The sequence below is a fragment of the Bacteroides faecis MAJ27 genome, assembly GCF_900106755.1.
Classification (GTDB): domain Bacteria; phylum Bacteroidota; class Bacteroidia; order Bacteroidales; family Bacteroidaceae; genus Bacteroides; species Bacteroides faecis.
The window spans coordinates 244714-269333 of record NZ_FNNN01000004.1 but is presented as its reverse complement, the minus strand read 5'-3'; the positions used below and the strand labels follow the sequence as shown (position 1 = coordinate 269333).

Genomic DNA, 24620 nt, shown 5'->3' with positions numbered 1-24620 from the left:
GAGGGTTCCACCTCTTCCCATTCCGAACAGAGAAGTTAAGCCTCGTCACGCCGATGGTACTGCGTAACAGTGGGAGAGTAGGTAGCCGCCGTTTTAAAGAGTCCCCGCCAGTCTTTATTGACTGGCGGGGATTTCTGTGTTTTGGCGGTTTAGGAAAAAAGTGCTATATTTGCCGGCGACAATTATTTTATTAAACGTTTAAAGCAAATTAAAAGGTATGAAAACAAAACTTTTTTTGGCTGCTGTAGCAGTAACATTTTCTTTCGCTGTGATTTCTTGTTCTGGTAACAAAACTAATAATGCTGCCGCTTCTGAAGGTGAAGAAGCAACAGTTGAAACTGTAGAAGCTGTTGCTGTTGAAGCAACTGACTCTTGCTGCCAGGCTAAAGACTCTTGTGCTACTGCTTGCGATAAGAAAGCTGATTGCGCAGAAAAGAAAGAATGCTGTGATAAGAAGTAATCTATTGATTTAGAACGATAAATTAAAGGGGGTATGGTGTGTCTGCACTATACCCCCTTTTTCTGTTTGACGAAATGCAGTGCTTAATTAGTGATACTTTTTTGCTAATAACCGACTTTAACTTATGAAATGAAATTATTTTCGATAAAAAAGTAACGTATTATTTGGTAGTATAGAAATAATCCATACCTTTGCACCGTCAAACTATAAAAGAGACAAAAAATGAATCAGATGTTTATACATATTCTACTATGCGGTATTATTATTCTACTATCAAAGGTTAGTGGAAGTGAGTGCTGCGCGTAACTGTGTATACTGAAAATATACGAAAGCCTTTCTCACTTCCAAGTGCGAAAGGTTTTTTTTTGAGCTAATAATAACATAAAATGATAGAAGATGGACAATAGGTTATTTATTTTTGATACCACCCTTCGGGATGGTGAACAGGTTCCGGGATGTCAGTTGAACACAGTGGAGAAGATTCAGGTAGCGAAGGCGCTCGAATCTTTGGGAGTGGATGTAATTGAAGCCGGCTTCCCTATCTCCAGCCCGGGAGATTTTAATTCAGTGATTGAAATTTCAAAAGCGGTGACTTGGCCTACTATTTGTGCGTTGACCCGTGCGGTTCAGAAGGATATCGATGTAGCAGTAGATGCATTGAGATTTGCCAAGCATAAACGTATCCATACAGGTATCGGTACTTCTGATTCTCATATTAAATATAAATTCAATTCCAATCGGGAAGAGATTATTGAACGTGCGGTAGCAGCAGTGAAGTATGCACGTCGTTTTGTGGATGATGTGGAGTTTTATGCAGAGGATGCAGGGCGTACGGACAATGAATATCTGGCACGTGTGGTAGAAGCGGTTATTAAAGCAGGAGCTACGGTGGTGAATATACCGGATACGACAGGCTATTGTCTGCCTTCAGAATATGGTGCTAAGATTAAATATTTGATTGACCATGTAGATGGCATCGATAACGCAATCATTTCTACCCACTGTCATAACGATTTGGGAATGGCAACAGCTAATACAATAGCGGGTGTTTTGAATGGGGCACGTCAGGTAGAGGTGACAATCAATGGTATCGGCGAACGTGCGGGAAATACTGCTCTCGAAGAAATCGCGATGATTATCAAGAGTCATCACGAAATTGATATTCAGACAAATATCAATACACAGAAGATTTACCCGACCAGCCGTATGGTATCGAGCTTAATGAATATGCCTGTTCAGCCGAATAAAGCGATCGTAGGCCGTAATGCTTTTGCTCATTCTTCGGGTATTCACCAGGACGGCGTATTGAAGAATGTGCAGACTTATGAGATTATCGATCCGCATGATGTAGGTATTGATGATAACTCGATCGTACTGACTGCCCGTAGCGGACGTGCGGCATTGAAGAATCGCCTTTCGATCTTGGGAGTGAACCTGGATCAGGAGAAGTTGGACAAGGTATATGAAGAGTTCCTGAAGTTGGCTGATAAGAAAAAAGACATCAATGATGATGATGTGCTGGTATTGGCAGGAGCAGACCGTAGCCAGAATCACCGTATTAAGTTAGAATACTTGCAGGTGACAAGCGGTGTTGGCGTCCGTTCGGTTGCCAGTCTGGGACTGAATATTTCCGGTGAGAAGTTTGAAGCCTGTGCAAGTGGCAATGGTCCGGTGGATGCTGCTATTAAGGCACTGAAGAAGATTGTAGACCGTCACATGACATTGAAAGAGTTCACTATTCAGGCAATCAGCAAGGGAAGTGATGATGTAGGTAAGGTTCACATGCAGGTGGAATACGATAATCAGATATATTATGGCTTCGGAGCAAATACGGATATTATTGCTGCATCAGTAGAAGCTTATATCGACTGTATTAACAAATTCAAGGCGTAAGGAATAAAGAAAGTGGTACTGAAATACGTAACTCGCATTAATTATAAATCATACATAGTAAAAATATAGATAACAGATGAATACATTATTTGATAAGATATGGGATGCCCACGTGGTGACTACGGTGGAAGATGGCCCGACACAACTTTATATTGATCGTTTATATTGTCATGAAGTGACCAGCCCGCAGGCTTTTGCCGGATTGCGTGAGCGTGGAATCAAGGTATTGCGCCCGGAAAAGGTGTTCTGCATGCCCGACCATAATACTCCGACACATGATCAGGATAAACCGATTGAAGATCCGATCTCCAAAACTCAGGTGGATACGCTGACGAAGAATGCAAAAGACTTCGGTCTGACACATTTCGGTATGATGCATCCTAAAAATGGAATTATCCATGTGGTAGGTCCGGAACGTGCGTTGACATTACCGGGCATGACGATCGTTTGCGGCGACTCGCATACTTCCACTCATGGGGCAATGGGGGCAATCGCCTTCGGTATTGGTACCAGTGAAGTGGAAATGGTGCTGGCTTCACAATGTATCCTTCAGTCAAGACCGAAAACAATGCGCATTACTGTAGATGGTGAACTGGGTAAGGGCGTGACAGCGAAAGACATTGCCCTGTACATGATGTCTAAGATGACTACCAGCGGTGCTACCGGTTACTTTGTGGAATATGCAGGTTCGGCAATCCGCAATCTGACTATGGAAGGACGTCTTACTCTTTGTAACCTTTCTATTGAAATGGGAGCACGTGGTGGAATGGTTGCTCCGGATGAAGTGACTTTCGAATATATCAAAGGTCGTGAAAATGCTCCGAAAGGGGAGGCATGGGATCAGGCTATAGAATACTGGAAGACACTGAAGAGCGATGATGATGCCGTATTCGATAAGGAGGTTCGTTTTGATGCGACAGATATCGAACCGATGATTACCTATGGAACTAATCCGGGAATGGGAATGGGAATTACGCAAAACATTCCTACTACGGAAGGGATGGGAGAAGCTGCACAGGTTTCTTTCAATAAATCGATGGAATATATGGGATTCCAGCCGGGTGAATCATTGCTGGGCAAAAAGATTGATTATGTATTCTTAGGTGCTTGTACTAATGGTCGCATTGAGGATTTCCGTGCATTTGCTTCTCTCGTGAAGGGACGCAAAAAAGCGGATAATGTAATCGCATGGCTGGTTCCGGGATCATGGATGGTAGATGCGCAGATTCGTAAGGAAGGAATTGACAAGATATTGACTGAGGCAGGATTTGCAATCCGTCAGCCGGGATGTTCAGCTTGTCTGGCGATGAATGACGATAAGATTCCTGCCGGAAAGTACTCTGTATCGACTAGCAACCGTAACTTTGAAGGTCGTCAGGGTCCGGGAGCGCGCACATTGCTGGCCAGTCCGCTGGTTGCTGCTGCCGCTGCGGTGACAGGAGTGATAACCGATCCGCGGGAACTTATTTAATGGATAATTGATAATTGAAAATGAAATGAAGACAAAATTTAATATAATAACAAGTACTTGTGTACCCCTTCCTTTAGAAAATGTAGATACTGACCAGATTATTCCGGCACGTTTTCTGAAAGCGACCACTCGTGAAGAAAAGTTTTTTGGTGATAACCTGTTTCGTGACTGGCGTTATAATGCTGACGGTTCTTTGAACAAGGACTTTGTGTTGAATGATCCCACTTACAGCGGGCAAGTATTGGTGGCAGGAAAGAATTTCGGTTCGGGTTCCAGCCGCGAGCATGCAGCCTGGGCAATTGCCGGTTATGGTTTCCGTGTAGTGGTATCAAGTTTCTTTGCCGATATTCATAAGAATAATGAGTTGAACAACTTCGTTCTTCCGGTAGTTGTTACAGAAGAATTCTTGCAGGAGCTTTTTGACTCTATTGCTGCCAATCCGAAGATGGAGGTGGAAGTGAATCTTCCGGAACAGACCATCACTAACAAAGCAACAGGCAAGAGTGAACATTTTGAAATCAATGCTTATAAGAAACTTTGTCTGATGAACGGATTGGACGACATCGACTTTTTGCTAAGCAATAAAAATAAAATAGAAGAATGGGAAAACAAGGCGTCAAAATAGAGATCATGGACACAACGCTCCGTGACGGTGAACAGACCAGCGGAGTGTCTTTTGTGCCTCATGAGAAACTAATGATTGCCCGTTTACTGTTAGAAGACTTAAAAGTAGACCGGGTAGAGGTTGCGTCAGCGCGTGTGTCGGACGGTGAGTTTGAAGCCGTGAAGATGATTTGCGACTGGGCAGCCCGCCGCAATCTGCTTCACAAGGTGGAAGTGCTGGGGTTTGTTGACGGTCAGACTTCGGTGGACTGGATACAACATACCGGCTGCCGCGTAATCAATCTCCTTTGTAAAGGTTCGCTGAAGCATTGTACGCAGCAACTTAAAAAAACTCCGGAACAACACATCGCGGATATCGTCAACGTAGTACACTATGCTGACGAGCAGGATATCAACGTGAACGTATATCTGGAAGACTGGAGCAATGGAATGAAGGATTCTCCCGACTATGTGTTTCAGTTGATGGATGGCTTGAAGGAAACGAGTATCAAACGCTATATGCTGCCCGATACACTGGGAATCCTGAATCCGCTGCAAGTGATAGAGTATATGCGGAAGATGAAGAAACGGTATCCAGATACACATTTTGACTTCCATGCGCACAATGATTATGATCTGGCTGTGAGCAACGTGTTGGCTGCTGTGCTGAGTGGCGTTAAAGGACTTCACACTACTATAAACGGACTGGGCGAACGGGCGGGTAATGCACCTCTTGCGAGTGTTCAGGCTATTCTGAAAGATCATTTCAATGCTATAACCAATATTGATGAAAGTCGCTTGAACGATGTCAGCCGGGTAGTAGAATCGTATTCGGGTATTGTAATTCCTGCCAATAAGCCGATTGTCGGTGAGAATGTATTTACACAGGTAGCAGGAGTGCATGCCGATGGCGATAACAAGAATAATCTGTATTGCAATGACTTGCTTCCCGAACGTTTTGGACGTAAACGCGAATATGCGTTAGGGAAAACGAGTGGCAAAGCAAATATCCGCAAGAACCTTGAAGACCTCGGATTGGAGCTGGACGAAGATGCAATGCGTAAAGTAACGGAGCGCATTATCGAACTGGGAGACAAGAAAGAACTAGTCACTCAGGAAGATTTGCCATACATTGTTTCTGATGTGTTGAAGCATGGAGCAGTAGGTGAGAAGGTCAAGTTAAAGAGTTATTTTGTAAATCTGGCTCATGGACTGAAACCGATGGCTACTTTGAAAATAGAAATCAACGGCAAGGAGTACGAGGAAAGCTCGGGTGGCGATGGACAATATGACGCTTTTGTACGTGCATTGCGTAAGATATATAAGGTGACATTGGGACGCAAGTTCCCGATGTTGACGAATTACGCGGTAACGATCCCTCCCGGTGGACGTACGGATGCATTTGTGCAGACAGTCATCACTTGGAGTTATGACGAACAAGTGTTCCGTACCCGCGGACTGGATGCCGACCAGACTGAGGCAGCTATCAAAGCTACAATGAAGATGCTGAACCTCATTGAAGATGAATATGAGAAAGAGTAAGTGGAAGTTACTTGCCCGAAGAATGTTTTTATAAGTATATAAATAGATAGAATTGACGATTATGGATTTTAAGATTGCTGTATTAGCAGGCGACGGCATCGGACCCGAGATTTCGGTACAAGGTGTAGATGTAATGAGTGCCGTTTGCGAGAAATTTGGTCATAAAGTAAGTTACGAATATGCGATCTGCGGTGCAGATGCGATTGATAAAGTGGGTGATCCGTTCCCGGAAGAAACATATCAGGTTTGCAAGAATGCAGATGCTGTTTTGTTTTCAGCCGTAGGCGATCCGAAGTTTGACAATGATCCTACTGCAAAAGTGCGCCCTGAACAGGGATTGCTGGCAATGCGTAAGAAATTAGGATTGTTTGCCAATATTCGTCCGGTACAGACATTCAAATGTCTGATCCATAAATCTCCGTTGCGTGCAGAACTTGTTGAAAATGCAGATTTTATCTGTATCCGTGAGTTGACCGGAGGTATGTATTTCGGTGAGAAATATCAGGATAATGATAAGGCATACGATACTAACTACTACACTCGTCCGGAAATTGAACGTATTCTGAAAGTTGCTTTTGAATATGCAATGAAGCGCAGAAAACACTTGACTGTGGTGGATAAGGCAAACGTTTTGGCTTCTTCCCGTCTGTGGCGTCAGATTGCACAGGAAATGGCTCCGAACTATCCGGAAGTGACTACTGACTATATGTTTGTGGATAATGCTGCAATGAAGATGATCCAGGAACCTGCTTTCTTTGACGTGATGGTGACTGAAAATACATTCGGTGATATTCTGACTGACGAAGGTTCTGTTATCAGCGGCTCTATGGGATTGCTTCCTTCAGCTTCTACTGGTGAAAGTACTCCGGTATTCGAACCGATTCATGGTTCATGGCCACAGGCGAAGGGCTTGAATATTGCGAACCCGTTGGCACAGATTCTGTCTGTAGCTATGTTGTTTGAATATTTCGATTGCAAGGAAGAAGGTGCGCTGATTCGTAAGGCGGTTGATGCATCACTGGATGAAAACGTGCGTACACCGGAAATCCAAGTAGCTGATGGTGCCAAATACGGTACAAAGGAAGTAGGACAGTGGATTGTTGACTATATTAAGAAGGCTTAAACAGATCATTCTGAACAAGATATATGGAGGCTGGATTCTTAAAACGGAGTTCAGCCTCTTTTTTGTTCATTTCGTTTCTTTGTTTTTTTACTGAATAAAATGAGTCCGTTGGGAGAAAAAACTAGTCGGACTGTTAAAAAGTAAAAGAGTAAGATATTTGCTAATGAAAAACAGTATATTTGCACAGATTAATACACAAATGCTATGACAAAAAATTATCTATTCTTACTGTTGGGTTTGCTGCTTGCAGCGTGTAGCTCTGATGACAAGGATGAACAACCGATTTTAGTGACCAATGTTGTAATGCCTGCTTCGGGAACAGTATTCAAGCCTGGTGAAAAGGTAACGATAATGGCGAAAGGATTCCAGGACAATGATGAAATCATGTTCGATATCCGCTGGCCGCTTCAAGATGAAGTGCTGCATGAAGGATATGCTAAAGGGGGACGGGGTGTTATAACGGAAAAGACGGCTACGAGCATTACTTTTCTGGCTCCCGGACACTGGCCTGCTTCTACAACGGAAATCTTGTTATGCCGCTCCGGTCAAATGATGTCTTTAGGAAAGATTTCAGTGGCGGATGGACAGGCACCCAAAGATTTTCAGCTTTATGGTATCATTAATTCTCGTTCCAATACTGACCGTCCTTATGCTATCGAATACATCAATCTTGAAAAGCCACAGACAGTAGAGATAGTACGACTTGCAGACAATCAAGACTTCTCTTGTGTAGTCAACCTTCCCGGAAGCTGGAGTCTTAGTGGAGTATGGACGCAGGATAATCGTCGTACGACTGGGCTTTATGATCTTTCTATGAACTATTGGGAAAAAACGGGAGCTGATCAGCTTGTAACAATGGGGATAGCGACCGGTAACTCTGTATTTGGGGTATATCAAGGTGGAGACCGTTTATTTGTTAAAACAGTTAATGTGATGCCCTATACCAGAATGTATATACCGGAGAAACCTGATTATGGTTTTCTGCTGCCCGAAGGAATGAAGGCTGAAGTATTGTCACGTTATCCCTGTATACAAATGAGTGATGGAAATATACTCTGTTCGGCTGATAATGGCGATGGAACTTTTTCACCAGTAGTCTTGAACGGACAAAATATGGAAGAGAAAAGTATATATGTTGGCGAGCCGATACAGGCTGTGGCATTGATCCCTTTTTGGATAGTTAAGCCTGTAGAAGGTATGGGAACGGCTAAATATACACGTGTTGGCGGATATATCGTATCGAAGAGAAATGGTGCGACGGCAGAGGAGGGAGATGGAACAGAATTTAGGTTATGGAACCCGGCTACAAAGACGCTGGACGAACCTTTCACCACATTCTCTAATGCTGCGTGTTCAGTAGCCACACTTGTTTCGGAAGATTTTAAGAAACAAGAACTTTATGTATTGTTTGATGGTAGTCGGAATGGAAGGCTGATTTATGTATATGATTTACTAAAAGGTAGCTGGGAGTCATTATATCCAGGGGGCGGATTTCCTTATTCAGAAATCGTATTAGCCCGATAAGATTATTACTCAGTTATTCTCCGGGCTACTATGCACAAAGGCCCTTTTTCATGCTTATATGAAGCAATGGAGACAAAGCCGGACTGCAAGAGTATGGATTTCAATTCATCACAAGAACGAATAATCATCCCGTCAATCAGATTTGTCCAAGTTTTGACTGACGGGTTATTCAGTTCGCAGCAAATCAGGAAATGTCCGTTCCGCTTTAATACCCGTGTTACTTCGGTGAATGCTTTCGGAAGATCGTTCCAAAAGTAAACCGTCTCGAAGGCAGTGACCACGTCGAACATTTCATCGGTATAAGGCAGTGTGTCTACCGTGCCTTGTTCTATAAAACAGCGGGTGGAAAGATATTTCTTGTTTTTCTTCTGTGCGAAAAGGACACTTTCCGGTGAAATGTCAATGCCGTATGCTTTTCCTTGCGGACAGCGACGCATCAACTGTGTAAGATTGGCTCCGCCACCGCAACCAATGTCGAGCACATTCCATTCCTTATTCCATGCTATATTTGACATTCCCCATTCGGAAAGCAAAGTGTGCCGTTTGTTCATTTCCCGGAGAATGACTCTTCCCCAAAAGCCTTTCGGTTTTTTGAGATTGTTGAATAACTTATGGATGATATTTTTTTTACCCATGTTATAAACTAACTTTGCACGATGGAGTAGATGATAATGCCTGCTAAAGTCAGCAATCCGGTATAGATCATAACTTCCGTTTGTTTCATGCCGGTACCCTTTTCAAGAGCAGGAGTAGGAGTATCTGACTGAAGTCGTGCCGTTAACTTGTGGGCGATAAAGTAGAACAGCCAACCTCCGAATCCACCGATAATGGCTCCTGCTACTAAATCACCGGGATAATGCAATCCCAGATACAGGCGTGTGTAAGAGTTGGTAAATGCCCAAAGCACGATAAATATGCTTAACCAGCGTTTACGGAACAGGCAAATCAGAAATATGGCAAGTCCGAAAGAATTGGCAGCATGACAGGAAGGGAAACCGAATCCTCCTCCTTGTCTTCCATTCACGATATAGACCAAATCCGCTATTGGATTTTCCGGATTGGAGGGACGCAGGCGACCTACCAACGGACGAAGAAAACTATTGCACATCTGATCGGCAAACGTGATAGTGAGGGCGATTGCTATCACATAGCACAATGCCACTTTCCAATGAAAATTCTTGAGCAGTATATATAAAATACTGGCATACATCGGTACCCATATAACTTTACCTGTGAATGCACTCATGAAGTAATCCCAGAAAGGCGAATGTATTCCGTTGAAGAATAAAAGCAGTTGGGTGTCTATATCTGAAAGAAATTCTATCATAAAATAAATCGTATTATTGAAAAGGGATTTGTTTGATCTTATCGTTTAGCCAAGTCATCATATAGCTTCTGAAGGAAGGCTTTTCCTTTTTCCAGATTCGCTCCTTTCTCAGTTCCTTCGTCTATCTGAACGGTATTGGCATCCAGATTGTACACTAATTGATTTTCCGCAGTCACCATGCCGAACAGGGTCGGTTCTGTGAAATACCCGAAGTGGGGAGAAGCCGGATTGAAGATATTCTTACTGAAGGTAAAGTCATCATGCGGTAATCCCAGCTGAGAAAGTAGAGTAGCAGCGATGTCAATCTGTGAAGCATAGGTCTCTACGACTCGTGGTTCCTTCACAGCTCCTCCGATAAGTATGAGCGGAATTGTATGTCCCTCCAGCGGATTTTCTACCGGACGGGGGTAGGCACCCAAATGATCCGGTACAAGTACAATCAGCGTATTTTTCCACATAGGAGTCGCCTTATACTGTTTCACAAAATCTCCTACACAACTGTCTGCGTAGGCGAAAGCATTCAGGACTTTGTCATCCAACCGGTAGAAGGGAACTTCAAAGGGCTCATGACTGCTTGATGTCTGTATAATTTTGAAGAAGGGTTCCTGTTGTTTCTCTTCTTTCAGGTCTTTCATAAAACGTTGGAAGAGTGCGTGGTCCGGTGCTCCCCATTTGCCCGGGCGTTCGGACAAAGGAAAATCTGTCTCTGAAATAATCTTCTCAATGCCCGATGAAACCAGATAGGAACGCATGTTAGTGAAGTCTGCATCTCCTCCGTAGTAGTATTCCAGACTGTATCCGGCATCTTTCAGACTGCGTGGAATGGAAGGGAGCCCGTCTGTCTTTTCAGGATACTTCATAATACTGGTACTTGGCTGACCGGGATAACCACTGATAATAGAGGCCAGTCCGCGATCTGTGCGGAAACTGTTTGCATAGAAATTAGTGAATAACACTCCTTCTTTTCCGAATTTATCCATATTCACTGCCACATTTGGTTGTCCTCCCATCGTTTCCATCAGGTGTGTAGAAAAACTTTCGAGGATGATAAAGATAATATTCGGGCGCTGAGTATTCAGAATTTGTGGGATACTGTCTGTTGCAGTAACAGGTTTATCCAGCATTTCTGCAAACAGATCATCCGCAACTTTCGGGTCCATGAACCGATATTGCTTATCGAAATTGTTTTGATGGGTAGCGGAATACATAAAACTGAATGCCGGATTGATGGCAGCATGATTCATTCGCTGATTCTGACTATAATATACTTTACTCAGATTCATGGTTGACACGGAAAAACCACCGCGGATGGGAATGAAAAGCGCAGCTGTCAGCAACAAAAGAACGAGGGATACATATTGCCGTTGATAAGGTATTTTCAGTGGTGTTTTCTCCCGAATAAGTACGGTGTAGAAAATACCGTAGAGAATGGCTGCGTAAATCAGCATAGCCAGTACACCGAGTAATATAAACCAGAAACTGACGCTCGCCATCGCATCCTTCGGGGAGGAGAAGAAATAGAAGATCGGAGTAGCATCCAGCCGGAATCCCCAGAAGCCGTACAAGCCCAGATCGACAATGAAGATACAGGACATCACAAAAGAGATGATTCCGAAATAACCTTGCCGGATACGGCGTAATATGGAAGATTTCGTCCAGGCGGAAGCGATAAGCAGGAAGCCCGGAATAGCAGTCAGATATCCTGCCAGTGAGAAATCCAGAGGCAAGCCGTGCCACATAACGTTGAAATAATCGCCGATGGAGGCGTCTGTATAAAGTTCATGGTAGTAAACCATGAAAATAGGTTTTTGAAGGACAAACAGAAGAACGAACAAAAAATAAGTCGTGAGAAATTGCAGTATTCTCTTTTTCATATCTATAAACTTAAAAATAATGAACGGAGACAAAGGTACAATTCTTTTCTGTATCTTTGCGCATCAACCTGATAAAACGAGGTGAATGATGGCAAAAATTGCGAATAAATTAACAGATTTAGTGGGTAATACACCTCTAATGGAACTTTCCGGTTATAGTGGAAAGTATGGTCTTGAACAGAATATTATTGCTAAACTGGAGGCGTTTAATCCGGCGGGAAGCGTGAAAGACAGAGTCGCTCTTTCCATGATTGAAGATGCGGAAGCCCGTGGAGCACTGAAGCCCGGTGCTACAATCATTGAACCGACCAGTGGAAATACAGGAGTTGGACTGGCAATGGTAGCGACCATTAAAGGATATCATCTGATATTGACTATGCCCGAAACGATGAGTCTGGAACGGAGAAATCTGTTGAAAGCACTGGGTGCGCAGATTGTGTTGACGGATGGACTGGGAGGTATGGCAGCTTCTATTGCCAAGGCGCAGGAGTTGCGGGATAGTATTCCCGGTTCGGTCATTCTGCAACAGTTTGAAAATCCTTCGAATGCTGCTGTCCATGAGCGGACAACGGGAGAAGAAATCTGGCGGGACACAGATGGCGAAGTGGCAGTGTTCGTTGCCGGAGTAGGAACCGGAGGGACGATTTGCGGTGTAGCACGTGCTTTAAAAAAACATAATCCGAATGTATATATTGTTGCGGTAGAACCTGCGTCGTCTCCCATATTGGCGGGAGGGCAGGCTGCTCCCCATCGTATACAGGGAATCGGAGCGAATTTTATTCCCGGACTTTATGATGCTTCTGTAGTGGATGAAGTAATCGGTGTGCCCGATGATGAAGCTATTCGTGCCGGACGGGAGCTGGCTGCTATAGAAGGGTTGCTTGCCGGAATCTCTTCGGGAGCGGCTGTTTATGCAGCCCGTCAGTTGGCACAGCGTTCGGAATTCAAGAACAAAAGAATTGTTGCGTTGTTACCTGATACGGGAGAACGCTATCTGTCGACGGAATTGTTCGCTTTTGATGCCTATCCTTTGGATTAATACTTAAACCATGATAAGAATTATTTTAATTTTATTGTTTAGCTTTCCAGTTGCCTTATGTGCGCAAACCTATCAGCAATTATCAGAAAAGGCGATTGAATATATCGAGATGGACAGTCTCCACAAAGCGGAAGAGCTTTTGCTTCAGGCTTTGAAACTGGAACCGAAGAATGCGAAGAATGCCATGCTTTTCTCCAATCTGGGGTTGGTACAGCGCCGTATGGGGGAATATGATAAGGCACTCGAATCTTATTCCTTTGCATTGAACTTTGCTCCATTGGCAGTGCCTATCTTGCTGGATCGGGCTGCGATCAATCTGGAAATGGGAAATACGGATCGTGCCTATACCGATTATTGCCTGGTACTTGACGAAGACAAGCAAAATAAAGAAGCGCTGTTGATGCGGGCATATATCTATGTGCTCCGGAGGGATTATCCTGCGGCACGAATCGATTATAATCGCCTGTTGGAGCTTGATCCGCAGAATTATAGCGGGCGGCTGGGTCTGGCTACCCTGGAACAGAAAGAAGGGAAGTTCAAGGAAGCGCTCGAAATCCTTAATAAGATGATTGCGGCGACTCCCGAAGATGCGACTCTCTATATTGCCCGTGCTGATGTAGAACGTGAAATGAAGCATGAAGATTTGGCTCTCGTTGACCTGGAAGAAGCGATTCGCCTGAAGCCGTCTTCGGCGGATGCCTATCTGTTGCGTGGCAATATTTATCTGACACAGAAAAAGAAAGCATTGGCTAAAACGGATTTTGAAAAAGCTATTTCGCTGGGCATACCTCCTGCTGATTTGCACGAGCAGCTAAAACAATGTAAGTAGAACTTCAGACAGTATACGGAAACTAAGTGCAGTATTTCCGCTATGAATACATGTTCCGCATAGAAAAGACAAAACTAAAAACATTTTTACTACTAACTAATACTCAAACAGAAAATGAAACGTATCGTTTTTTTAGATTACGTGCGCGTGTTCGCATGTTTCCTTGTTATGGTGGTCCACGCCAGTGAAAACTTTTACGGTGCTGCCGGATCTACCGATATGGCAGGACCGCAGTCTTATTTAGCTAATGAGGCAGACCGTTTGTGGGTGGCCGTGTACGACGGCTTTTCACGTATGGCAGTACCACTGTTCATGATTGTCTCTGCCTATTTGCTGGTACCGATGAAAGAGGGGCAGACCTCATGGCAATTTTATCACCGCCGCTTCACTCATATCCTGCCGCCGTTTTTCATATTTATGATATTATATTCTACCCTGCCAATGTTGTGGGGACAGCTAGATGGAGAAACATCATTAAAGGACTTGTCTCGGATACTCCTGAATTTCCCGACGCTTGCCGGACACTTTTGGTTCATGTATCCTCTGATCAGCCTTTACCTGTTTATACCTATTATATCTCCATGGCTGAGTAAAGCCACGGCGAAAGAAGAACGTTTCTTCATTGGACTGTTCCTGTTATCAACATGTATGCCGTACTTTAACCGCTGGTTTGGTGAAGTGTGGGGACAATGTTTCTGGAATGAATACCACATGTTATGGTACTTCTCAGGTTTCCTTGGATATCTTGTACTGGCACATTATATACGTGTACATCTAACTTGGGACCGCTCCAGACGTTTTATCGTAGGACTTGTTTTGATGGTTGTCGGAGCTGCATTGACAATTTACTCATTCTATATACAGGCTATACCCGGAGAAACTCTTTCTACACCTGTGATAGAGATAGGATGGGCCTTCTGTACAATCAACTGCGTACTTTTAACTGCCGGTACATTCTTGCTTTTCACATGCATAAACCGTGCGGAAGCTCCACGGCTTGTAACTGACATGTCGAAACTCAGCTATGGTATGTATCTTATGCACATATTCTGGCTCGGATTGTGGGCGACGGTGTTCAAGAGTACTCTGGAATTACCTACTGTTGCCGCGATACCATGCATTGCAGTAAGTACATTTATCTGCTGTTATGTGACTACGAAACTTATCTCGTTTATACCGGGAAGTAAATGGATAATAGGATAAATAACTGATTTTTTTAGGCACGGATTACACAGATTTCACGGTTTTAGGAGATTGGATAGACTACTAAAACCCTGTTCATCCGTGTAATTCTGTGCCTGATTTTATTTCATAACGACGTAATAATATGTCTTTTTTATATCGAGCGTTTTTTACGAAGTCGATAAATTAGCACCGGATTACTATACAAACTGTCGGATCAGGTTCACGAACTCTTTTCCGTATTTCTTCTTCTTAAACTCTCCGATACCATTGATTTCTCCGAATTCTTCGATGGTAGTCGGGCGAGAAATACTAAGCAGATGCAGCACTTTATCAGACAAGACGATGTATGCAGGAAGTCCGTCCTGATCTGCTATTTGTTTCCGCAATGCCCTTAATGCTTCGAATAAATCTTCGTTTTCTCCACCGGGGATGCCGAAAGGAAGTTCTTTGGCAATGACTACCTTCTTCTTTTTCCCTTTTCCTGTCGCGATTTCTTCCCGGTGAATCACAGCGAGTGTCGCTTTTGCTTTTCCAAAAAGAATGTCACTTCCGCTTTGAGTAATTTTGAGATGGTTGTTCTCATTGTAGGCTATTTCAAAATAGCCCAGTTGTAACATCTGGAGTAAATAATCCTGCCAGTCACGAGGTGGTATGTCTCTTCCTGCACCAAATGTTTTTAATTCCTGATATCCTTTTGCCGTCACTTCTGCCGAATAACTTCCACGAAGAATATCTATTAATGTACCCGTACTTATTTGTTGATTCGCCCGGGCAATGGCACTTAACGCTTTTTGTACAATCACCGTACCGTCAAACCGTTGTGGCGGATTTTTACAGACATCACAGTTTCCGCAATCTTCTGTTGAGGTTTCTCCAAAATAGCTTAGCAGAATTCTTCTGCGGCAGATATCTGCTTCAGCATATTGTTGCATACGTTGCAGTTTTTCCAGGTTGATGGTCTGCTGGCTGCTTTCTGTGGCGAATTTAGTTAACAGTATCAAGTCCCCCAATGAATAGAACAATACTGTATCACTTGACAAGCCATCACGCCCTGCACGCCCGATTTCCTGATAAAAACTTTCAATACTTTTAGGAAGGTTGTAATGGATGACCCAACGGACATTCGATTTATTGATTCCCATACCAAAGGCAATCGTAGCACATACTACCTGAATGCGGTCGTTGATGAAATCGTTCTGAGTTTCGTCCCGATGTTGAGAAGACAGTCCGGCATGATAAACACCGCATCGGATTCCTTGTTTTTGCAGCATCTGTGCTACGGTTTCCGTTTTATTGCGGCTCATGCAGTAGATGATTCCGCTTTCTTCTCTGTGGCGATGGATAAATTCCAGAATCGCTTTATTTTTCTCTTTTGCCTGAAAACCGCGTTTCACGTCCAGGCTGATGTTGGGACGGTCAAAAGAAGAAATAAACGTCCGGGGTTGAACCAGATGCAACTGTCGGATAATATCCTCGCGGGTTATTTTATCCGCTGTTGCCGTTAATGCGATAATCGGTATCTGAGGAAATTGCTGATGGAGCATTCCCATTTGTGTATATTCCGGTCGGAAGTCATGGCCCCATTGGGAAATACAGTGCGCTTCGTCAATGGCAAAGAGTGAAATGCTCATATCCCGCAACAGATAGTCTTTTTCCGCTATCAACTTTTCCGGTGAGATATAAAGCAGTTTCAGGCGGCCTTCAACGCAGGCACGACGGAGATTGGCGTTTTCAGTTTCGTCATTGCTGCTGTTGAGTGCTCCTGCCGCGATACCATTGGCTTGCAATGTTTCTACCTGATCTTTCATCAGGGAAATAAGCGGAGAAACTACTACAGTCGTTCCTTCGGAGAGCAATGCGGGCAGTTGGTAACAGATCGATTTGCCTCCGCCGGTGGGCATCAATACCAGTGCATCTTGCTTATTCAGTACGTGACGGATGATCTCTTCCTGCAACGGGCGGAAGCTGTCATAACCGAAATATGTTTTTAGAGTTTCTTTCATCAACATTTATTTAAACTTTGTGGCAAAGGTACGCTTTTCTTTAGCAATCTTTATCATGTCTCGATTTCTGTTTTGATTTTAATGCTTCAAGAGTTAAAGTTTCTTATTATTCACCCTTAATTCCTCTTTTTCAAGGTTTTTGATTGTTTTATTAGAAAAAAAAATGCACAAAATAATTGTGTGTTTAAAAAAAAAGTAAGACATTTGTAACATGTAACGTTGCAAATGAGCAATTAATAACAAATAAACAAACCCTAACCAGTTAATTCAATGAGTGATTTAGAGAACAAAAAAGCGGAGGAAGCTCCAAAGAAACGTCCCTACAATTTGAGGGAAAAGAAAGAAAAGAAGGCTGCATATCGGTCATTAATCAGACCGGAACTGGCAGACGAGTTGTATGACAAGATTCTGAACATTGTAGTTGTTCAGAAGAAGTACAAAGATCCTGATTATTCAGCTAAGGATTTAGCTAAAGAATTGAAAACGAACACTCGTTACCTTTCTGCAGTAGTGAATTCTCGTTTTGGTATGAACTATTCTTGTTTGTTGAATGAATACAGAGTAAAAGACGCTCTGCATTTGTTGACAGATAAGCGTTATGCCGACAAGAATGTAGAAGAAATCAGCGCAATGGTTGGCTTTGCAAATCGTCAATCTTTTTACGCTGCATTTTACAAGAATGTAGGTGAAACTCCTAACGGATATCGCAAGAAACACGCTGATAGTAAGAAGTAATTGCGTTTTCCGATACTGACCAAAAGGAATTACCTCTGAATGAAAAGTTCGGAGATAATTCCTTTTCTTATTTAATTAATCAATATCAGTAATTATGAAAAAACATTTTATTTCGATGGCCGTAACCGCTACGATCCTTGCATCCTGTGGTGGAGCCAAAACAACAACTGCTGAAGCAGATAAATTTGATTATACAGTGGAACAATTTGCAGACTTACAAATATTGCGGTACAAGGTCCCCGAATTCGAGACTTTGACGCTGAAACAGAAAGAATTGGTTTATTATCTGACTCAGGCTGCCCTGGAAGGACGTGACATCCTGTTTGATCAGAATGGAAAGTATAACTTGAGAATCCGTCGGATGCTCGAAGCTGTTTACACCCATTATCAAGGTGACAAATCGACTTCCGACTTTAAAAATATGGAAGTGTACCTCAAACGGGTATGGTTCTCCAATGGCATTCATCATCATTATGGTATGGAAAAGTTTGTGCCCGATTTCTCGCAAGACTTCCTGAAGAAGGCTGTACTCGGAATGGATGCCCAATTACTTCCGCTGGCGGAAGGACAGACTGCTGAACAACTCTGTGACGAGCTTTTCCCGGTAATGTTTGATCCGGCTATCATGTCGAAACGTGTAAATCAGGCGGATGGTGAAGACTTGGTGTTGACTTCGGCCTGCAATTATTATGACGGAGTTACTCAGCAGGAGGCGGAAAGCTTCTACGGAGCAATGAAAGATCCGAAAGATGAAACTCCGGTTTCATACGGACTGAACAGCCGTCTGGTCAAAGAGGATGGAAAAATACAGGAAAAAGTATGGAAAGTAGGCGGACTTTATACTCAGGCGATTGAAAAGATCGTATACTGGTTGAAGAAAGCGGAATCGGTAGCTGAAAATGATGCGCAGAAGGCAGTGATCGGCAAACTGATTCAATTTTATGAAACAGGCAGTCTGAAGGACTTCGATGAATATGCTATTCTTTGGGTGAAAGATCTTGATTCCAGAATCGATTTTGTGAATGGCTTTACAGAAAGTTATGGTGATCCGCTGGGAGTGAAAGCCAGTTGGGAATCATTGGTTAACTTCAAGGATTTGGAAGCTACCCACCGTACGGAGATCATCAGCAGCAATGCGCAATGGTTCGAAGATCATTCTCCGGTCGATAAATCTTTCAAAAAGGAGAAAGTAAAAGGAGTATCTGCTAAGGTGATCACCGCAGCTATTCTTGCCGGCGACTTATATCCTGCAACTGCCATCGGTATCAATCTTCCGAACGCTAACTGGATTCGCGCCCATCATGGTTCTAAGTCTGTAACGATTGGTAACATCACAGATGCTTATAATAAGGCGGCTCACGGAAATGGTTTTAATGAAGAATTCGTTTACAATGATGAAGAAAGACAGCGAATCGATCAATATGGTGATCTGACAGGTGAACTTCATACCGACTTACATGAATGTCTCGGACACGGTTCCGGCAAGCTTCTTCCAGGGGTAGATCCTGATGCATTGAAAGCTTATGGCTCTACAATCGAAGAAGCACGTGCTGACTTGTTCGGACTGTATTATGTAGCTGATCCGAAGCTGGTGGAATTGAAACTTGTTCCCGATGCTGAAGCATATAAAGCGGAGTATTATACATTCCTGATGAATGGTCTGATGACTCAACTCGTACGCATTGAGCCGGGAAACAATATAGAGGAGGCTCACATGCGCAATCGCCAGCTGATTGCCCGTTGGGTATTTGAAAAAGGTGCTCCCGACAAAGTGGTCGAAATGGTGAAGAAGGACGGAAAAACTTATGTAGTAGTCAATGATTACGAGAAAGTACGTGAACTGTTCGGTGAACTGCTGGCTGAAATTCAGCGAATCAAGTCAACAGGTGATTTTGAAGGAGCCCGTACATTGGTCGAAAATTATGCGGTGAAAGTTGATCCGACTTTGCATGCCGAAGTGTTGGAGCGTTATAAAAAGCTGAATCTGGCTCCTTATAAAGGGTTTATAAATCCGGTATATGAACTGGTGACTGACAAGGATGGAAATATCACTGATGTTACCGTGTCTTATGACGAAGACTACGTAGAGCAAATGTTGCGTTACAGCAAAGATTATTCTCCGTTGCCTTCCGTAAATAACTAATATTGAAAATGGATATAAAAGAACAACTGAAAGATATTAAAACACAGCTCCGTCTCTCTATGAACGGGGCTGTGTCCCAAAGTATGCGTGAAAAGGGGTTGGTATACAAACTCAATTTCGGAGTTGAACTTCCTCGCATAAAGATGATTGCCGAAGGTTACGAAAAGAATCACGGCCTGGCGCAGGCATTGTGGAAAGAGGACATTCGCGAGTGTAAAATCATGGCGGGAATGTTACAGCCTATCGATACATTTTATCCCGAGATTGCCGATATCTGGGTAGAAAGCATCCGTAACATAGAGATAGCGGAGCTGACCTGTATGAATCTTTTTCAGCATCTGCCGTATGCCCCTGCTAAATCTTTTCATTGGATGGCTGATGAACAGGAATATGTGCAAACCTGCGGTTTCCTGACGGCAGCCCGTCTTTTGATGAAAAAGGGGGATATGACGGAAAGAGCTTCCGGTGAGTTGCTTGACCAGGCATTCTGTGCCGTTCATTCTGAAAGTTATCATGTGCGGAATGCAGCTATGCTGGTTATCCGTAAGTATATGCAACATAACGAAGAGCATGCTTTTCGTGTATGCCGGCTGGTTGATGGGATGGCGGATTCTACAGTGGAAACGGAGCAGATGCTCTATAATATGGTGAGAGAAGAAGCTAATGATAAGTATTAAGTAATAAATATTAAGTATTAGGTATTGTCATGTGGGCATCATCCGCCGAATGGAATTTTAAGTAACTACGGTTCATACCTAATACTTATTACCTGTTACTTATTTCTCAGAAATTTTTTTGCTTTCCACAAAAAAGGCTTAACTTTGTTCGCGCTAATTTTGTGCTGATGATGGAAACTCAAAATGTGAAAGATACGGTAAGACAGATATTCACAGAATATCTCACAGCGAACGGGCATCGAAAGACTCCCGAACGTTACGCCATACTCGAAACTATCTATTCCATCGACGGCCATTTCGACATCGATATGCTCTATTCCAGAATGATGGATCAGGAGAATTTCCGGGTAAGTCGGGCAACTCTTTATAATACTATTATTCTGCTTATCAACGCACGGCTGATCATCAAGCATCAGTTCGGTACTTCCTCCCAATACGAAAAATCATACAATCGCGAGACACATCATCATCAGATATGTACTCAATGCGGCAAAGTGACCGAGTTTCAGAACGAGGAATTACAGCATGCCATCGAAAATACAAAATTAAGCCGCTTTCAACTTTCGCATTACTCCTTATATATATATGGATTGTGCAGCAAGTGTGACAGAGCTAATAAACGGAAAAAAGTCAGTAACAACAATAAAAAAGAAAAATGAAAGTAGATGTTCTATTAGGATTACAATGGGGCGACGAAGGTAAAGGAAAAGTAGTCGACGTATTAACACCTAAGTACGATGTGGTCGCTCGTTTCCAGGGCGGTCCGAATGCCGGTCATACACTTGAGTTCGAAGGACAGAAGTATGTACTTCGTTCTATTCCTTCCGGTATTTTTCAGGGAGATAAGGTAAATATTATCGGTAATGGTGTAGTGCTCGATCCGGCATTGTTCAAAGCGGAAGCTGAGGCACTCGAAGCATCGGGACACCCATTGAAAGAGCGTTTGCACATTTCTAAGAAAGCTCATCTCATTCTTCCGACGCACCGTATTCTGGATGCCGCTTACGAAGCAGCTAAAGGAGATGCGAAAGTAGGAACTACCGGTAAAGGTATCGGTCCTACTTATACGGATAAAGTAAGCCGTAATGGTGTTCGTGTAGGTGATATTCTTCATAACTTCGATCAGAAATATGGTGCGGCAAAAGCTCGTCACGAACAAATTCTGAAGAGTCTGAACTATGAATATGATCTCACTGAACTCGAAAAAGCATGGATGGAAGGTATCGAATATCTGAAGCAATTCCATTTTGTGGACAGTGAACATGAAGTAAACAACTATCTGAAAGATGGCAAGAGCGTTCTCTGCGAAGGTGCTCAGGGAACTATGCTTGATATTGATTTCGGTTCGTATCCGTTCGTAACTTCTTCCAATACGGTTTGTGCAGGCGCATGTACCGGCTTAGGAGTAGCTCCGAACCGTATCGGTGAAGTGTTTGGTATTTTCAAAGCATACTGTACTCGTGTAGGTGCCGGTCCGTTCCCGACAGAACTGTTCGACGAAACTGGTGACAATATGTGCACACTGGGACATGAATTTGGTTCAGTAACAGGACGTAAACGTCGTTGCGGATGGATTGATCTGGTAGCTTTGAAGTATTCTGTAATGATAAATGGTGTTACCAAGTTGATCATGATGAAAAGCGATGTACTCGATACATTCGATACGATCAAAGCTTGTGTAGCTTATAAAATAGATGGCGAAGAGATAGATTATTTCCCATACGACATCAATGAAGGTGTAGAGCCTGTATATGCAGAGCTGCCGGGCTGGAAGACAGATATGACAAAGATGCAGAGTGAAGACGAATTCCCCGAGGAATTCAACGCTTATCTGACTTTCCTTGAAGAACAACTTGGTGTGGAAATCAAGATTGTATCTGTTGGACCGGACAGAGCGCAGACTATCGAACGGTATACTGAAGAATAAGAAATGTTATTCTGTCGAATAGAAGAATAACTTTGTTCTATAACTTAATGAGAGAGGCGGAGAAATGGAAATTACTCCGCTTTTTTTTCTTTACCCCCAATATTAACTATAACGCATTATGAAAACACATTTCATCTCTTTCCTATTGTTAATAGGTATGAGTCTGGGAGTATCTTCTCAGCTCTATGCACAGCCTTCCTACCAACCTAGTGAAGAAAATCTCAAAGCCCGTGAAGAATTTCAGGATAATAAGTTCGGAATTTTTCTTCATTGGGGACTGTATGCCATGCTTGCCACCGGTGAGTGGACTATGACAAACAATAATCTGAATTATAAGGAATATGCCAAACTGGCAGGTGGCTTCTATCCTTCCAAATTTGATGCAGATAAGTGGGTGGCTGCCATCAAGGCATCGGGTGCCAAATATATTTGTCTGACTTCCCGCCATCATGATGGTTTCTCCATGTTCGATACCAAGTATTCGGATTTCAACATTGTAAAGGCAACTCCTTTTAAACGGGATATTATAAAGGAATTGGCAGCTGCTTGCAGCAAACAGGGAATCAAACTTCATTTCTACTATTCTCACCTTGACTGGACGCGGGAAGATTATCCCTGGGGACGTACAGGACGGGGAACGGGACGTTCGAATCCGAAAGGAGACTGGAAAAGTTATTATCAATTCATGAATAATCAGCTGACGGAGTTGCTGACTAAGTATGGTCCGATAGGAGCAATTTGGTTTGACGGTTGGTGGGACCAGGATGGAAATCCTGACTTTAATTGGGAATTGCCGGAACAATATGCCCTGATACATAGATTACAGCCAGGTTGCCTGATAGGAAACAATCATCATCAGACTCCCTTCTCCGGTGAAGATATTCAGATATTTGAGCGTGATCTGCCCGGAGAAAATACAGCAGGACTTTCCGGACAAAGTGTTAGCCATCTGCCTTTGGAAACATGTGAAACGATGAATGGCATGTGGGGATATAAGATTACAGATCAGAATTATAAATCGACGAAGACACTGATTCATTATTTGGTGAAAGCGGCAGGAAAGAATGCGAACTTACTGATGAATATCGGTCCTCAACCCGACGGAGAACTTCCGGAGGTAGCCGTACAACGGTTGAAAGAAGTGGGAGAGTGGATGAAGCAATACGGTGAAACGATATATGGAACCCGTGGCGGTGTAGTTGCTCCACACGATTGGGGAGTGACGACGCAGAAGGGGAACAGACTATATGTACACATTTTGAATTTGCAGGATAAGGCGTTGTTCTTGCCTTTGGCAGACAAGAAAGTCAAGAAGGCAGTGCTATTTAAAAATGGTACTCCCGTCCGTTTTTCTAAAAATAAAGCAGGTGTGTTGCTGGAATTTGCAGAGATACCCAAAGATGTTGATTACGTTGTAGAACTAACAATTGACTAATTTTTAGCTAATTCTTCATAAAAGCATAGGGAAACTATCGTTACATACGTAGTTTCCCTTTATTTTTGGCAAACAATTTGTTTATATAGATATAGAGTAATAATTAAAATGAAAAGTATATGATGTCTTACTGGGTATTATTTATTGGTATTGCCGTAGCAAGTTGGTTGGTACAGATGAATTTGCAGAACAAATTCAAGAAGTATTCCAAAATTCCGACAGGAAACGGTATGACAGGACGCGACGTAGCTTTAAAGATGCTGCACGACAATGGAATTTATGATGTACAAGTAACTCATACACCCGGTCAGTTGACCGATCACTACAATCCTGCTAACAAAACAGTGAATCTGAGTGAAGGTGTATACGAAAGTAATAGTATCATGGCGGCTGCCGTGGCAGCGCACGAATGTGGACACGCTGTTCAGCATGCTCGCATGTATGCTCCATTGAAAATGCGTAGTGCCTTGGTTCCGGTAGTGAATTTTTCGTCCTCTATCATGACTTGGGTGTTGTTGGGTGGTATTTTACTATTCAATACGTTTCCGCAATTGTTGTGGATTGGTATCATTCTGTTTGCTACCACCACTTTGTTCAGTTTTATCACCTTGCCGGTAGAAATCAATGCAAGTAAACGTGCATTGGTGTGGTTAAGTTCATCCGGCATTACAAATTCATACAATCATACACAAGCCGAAGATGCTCTTCGTTCTGCTGCATATACCTATGTAGTAGCTGCACTGGGTTCGTTGGCTACATTGATTTATTATATTATGATTGCAATGGGTAGAAGAGACTAAGAAGCCAATTTAATAATTATTAGGGCGCCT

General features: G+C 43.1%; 21 protein-coding genes and 1 rRNA gene. 18 read left to right on the top strand and 4 right to left on the bottom strand.

The window, feature by feature from the left end:
* The 8 genes from rrf to BLW31_RS05595 all read left to right on the top strand — a co-directional run.
* A 5S ribosomal RNA gene (gene rrf, locus BLW31_RS05630) occupies positions 1-94 on the top strand; the annotation flags it as partial.
* Between the two features lie 123 nt (positions 95-217).
* Positions 218-460: a hypothetical protein gene (locus BLW31_RS05625; protein WP_010539075.1), complete on the top strand. Its 243-nt coding sequence runs from the start codon at positions 218-220 to the stop codon at positions 458-460.
* A 396-nt stretch (positions 461-856) separates the two neighbouring features.
* Positions 857-2353, top strand: coding sequence for a 2-isopropylmalate synthase (locus BLW31_RS05620; protein WP_010539074.1), 1497 nt, complete (start codon positions 857-859; stop codon positions 2351-2353).
* A gap of 76 nt (positions 2354-2429) precedes the next feature.
* Positions 2430-3824 (top strand): 3-isopropylmalate dehydratase large subunit, encoded by a 1395-nt coding sequence (leuC, locus tag BLW31_RS05615; RefSeq protein WP_010539073.1) that lies wholly within the window; start codon positions 2430-2432, stop codon positions 3822-3824.
* A 25-nt stretch (positions 3825-3849) separates the two neighbouring features.
* Complete coding sequence (gene leuD, locus BLW31_RS05610; RefSeq protein ID WP_010539072.1) at positions 3850-4449, top strand: 3-isopropylmalate dehydratase small subunit; 600 nt, start codon at positions 3850-3852, stop codon at positions 4447-4449.
* Positions 4425-5969, top strand: coding sequence for a hydroxymethylglutaryl-CoA lyase-like TIM-barrel protein (locus BLW31_RS05605; protein WP_010539071.1), 1545 nt, complete (start codon positions 4425-4427; stop codon positions 5967-5969). Before leuD ends, BLW31_RS05605 begins: the two co-directional genes overlap by 25 nt.
* Before the next feature lie 61 nt (positions 5970-6030).
* Positions 6031-7092 (top strand): 3-isopropylmalate dehydrogenase, encoded by a 1062-nt coding sequence (gene leuB, locus BLW31_RS05600; RefSeq protein ID WP_010539070.1) that lies wholly within the window; start codon positions 6031-6033, stop codon positions 7090-7092.
* 204 nt (positions 7093-7296) lie between these two features.
* Positions 7297-8616 (top strand): DUF4784 domain-containing protein, encoded by a 1320-nt coding sequence (locus BLW31_RS05595; RefSeq protein ID WP_010539069.1) that lies wholly within the window; start codon positions 7297-7299, stop codon positions 8614-8616.
* Between the two features lie 5 nt (positions 8617-8621).
* Here the strand turns inward: BLW31_RS05595 and BLW31_RS05590 are convergent, their stop codons facing one another.
* From BLW31_RS05590 to BLW31_RS05580, 3 genes are read right to left on the bottom strand one after another with little or no spacing between them, the layout of a single operon-like run.
* Positions 8622-9251, bottom strand: coding sequence for a class I SAM-dependent methyltransferase (locus BLW31_RS05590; protein ID WP_010539068.1), 630 nt, complete (start codon positions 9249-9251; stop codon positions 8622-8624).
* A gap of 8 nt (positions 9252-9259) precedes the next feature.
* The gene (gene lpxF / locus BLW31_RS05585) at positions 9260-9943 is read right to left on the bottom strand and encodes a lipid A 4'-phosphatase (protein ID WP_010539067.1); all 684 of its coding nucleotides are present in this window, start codon (positions 9941-9943) and stop codon (positions 9260-9262) included.
* Positions 9944-9981: 38 nt separating this feature from the next.
* Positions 9982-11817 carry an LTA synthase family protein gene (locus BLW31_RS05580; RefSeq protein WP_029425673.1) on the bottom strand — a complete coding sequence of 612 codons (1836 nt, stop codon included), beginning with the start codon at positions 11815-11817 and terminating at the stop codon, positions 9982-9984.
* Positions 11818-11905: 88 nt separating this feature from the next.
* On the opposite strand from BLW31_RS05580, the gene cysK reads away from it, so the two are divergent.
* The 3 genes from cysK (at position 11906) to BLW31_RS05565 (ending at position 14888) form a co-directional block, all read left to right on the top strand.
* Positions 11906-12856: a cysteine synthase A gene (cysK, locus tag BLW31_RS05575; RefSeq protein WP_010539065.1), complete on the top strand. Its 951-nt coding sequence runs from the start codon at positions 11906-11908 to the stop codon at positions 12854-12856.
* 10 nt (positions 12857-12866) lie between these two features.
* A complete protein-coding gene (locus BLW31_RS05570) occupies positions 12867-13685 on the top strand; it encodes a tetratricopeptide repeat protein (RefSeq protein WP_022302484.1) in 819 nt (272 codons plus the stop codon).
* A gap of 114 nt (positions 13686-13799) precedes the next feature.
* Positions 13800-14888: an acyltransferase gene (locus tag BLW31_RS05565; RefSeq protein ID WP_010539063.1), complete on the top strand. Its 1089-nt coding sequence runs from the start codon at positions 13800-13802 to the stop codon at positions 14886-14888.
* A 179-nt stretch (positions 14889-15067) separates the two neighbouring features.
* Here the strand turns inward: BLW31_RS05565 and recQ are convergent, their stop codons facing one another.
* Positions 15068-16873, bottom strand: a complete 1806-nt coding sequence (gene recQ / locus BLW31_RS05560) for a DNA helicase RecQ (protein ID WP_010539062.1) — start codon at positions 16871-16873, stop codon at positions 15068-15070.
* Between the two features lie 270 nt (positions 16874-17143).
* Here recQ and BLW31_RS05555 point away from each other — a divergent pair, with 270 nt between their 5' ends.
* The 7 genes from BLW31_RS05555 to BLW31_RS05525 all read left to right on the top strand — a co-directional run bounded on the left by BLW31_RS05555 (position 17144) and on the right by BLW31_RS05525 (position 24590).
* Positions 17144-17608, top strand: a complete 465-nt coding sequence (locus BLW31_RS05555) for a helix-turn-helix domain-containing protein (RefSeq protein WP_010539061.1) — start codon at positions 17144-17146, stop codon at positions 17606-17608.
* 94 nt (positions 17609-17702) lie between these two features.
* Positions 17703-19751, top strand: coding sequence for a dipeptidyl-peptidase 3 family protein (locus BLW31_RS05550; protein WP_029425672.1), 2049 nt, complete (start codon positions 17703-17705; stop codon positions 19749-19751).
* A gap of 8 nt (positions 19752-19759) precedes the next feature.
* Complete coding sequence (locus BLW31_RS05545) at positions 19760-20428, top strand: DNA alkylation repair protein (RefSeq protein WP_010539059.1); 669 nt, start codon at positions 19760-19762, stop codon at positions 20426-20428.
* A 170-nt stretch (positions 20429-20598) separates the two neighbouring features.
* Positions 20599-21087 carry a Fur family transcriptional regulator gene (locus BLW31_RS05540; protein ID WP_008767710.1) on the top strand — a complete coding sequence of 163 codons (489 nt, stop codon included), beginning with the start codon at positions 20599-20601 and terminating at the stop codon, positions 21085-21087.
* Complete coding sequence (locus tag BLW31_RS05535; RefSeq protein WP_010539058.1) at positions 21084-22355, top strand: adenylosuccinate synthase; 1272 nt, start codon at positions 21084-21086, stop codon at positions 22353-22355. Before BLW31_RS05540 ends, BLW31_RS05535 begins: the two co-directional genes overlap by 4 nt.
* Before the next feature lie 118 nt (positions 22356-22473).
* Positions 22474-23790, top strand: a complete 1317-nt coding sequence (locus BLW31_RS05530; RefSeq protein ID WP_029425671.1) for an alpha-L-fucosidase — start codon at positions 22474-22476, stop codon at positions 23788-23790.
* A 119-nt stretch (positions 23791-23909) separates the two neighbouring features.
* Complete coding sequence (locus tag BLW31_RS05525) at positions 23910-24590, top strand: zinc metallopeptidase (protein ID WP_010539056.1); 681 nt, start codon at positions 23910-23912, stop codon at positions 24588-24590.
* The last annotated feature ends 30 nt before the right edge of the window (positions 24591-24620 follow it).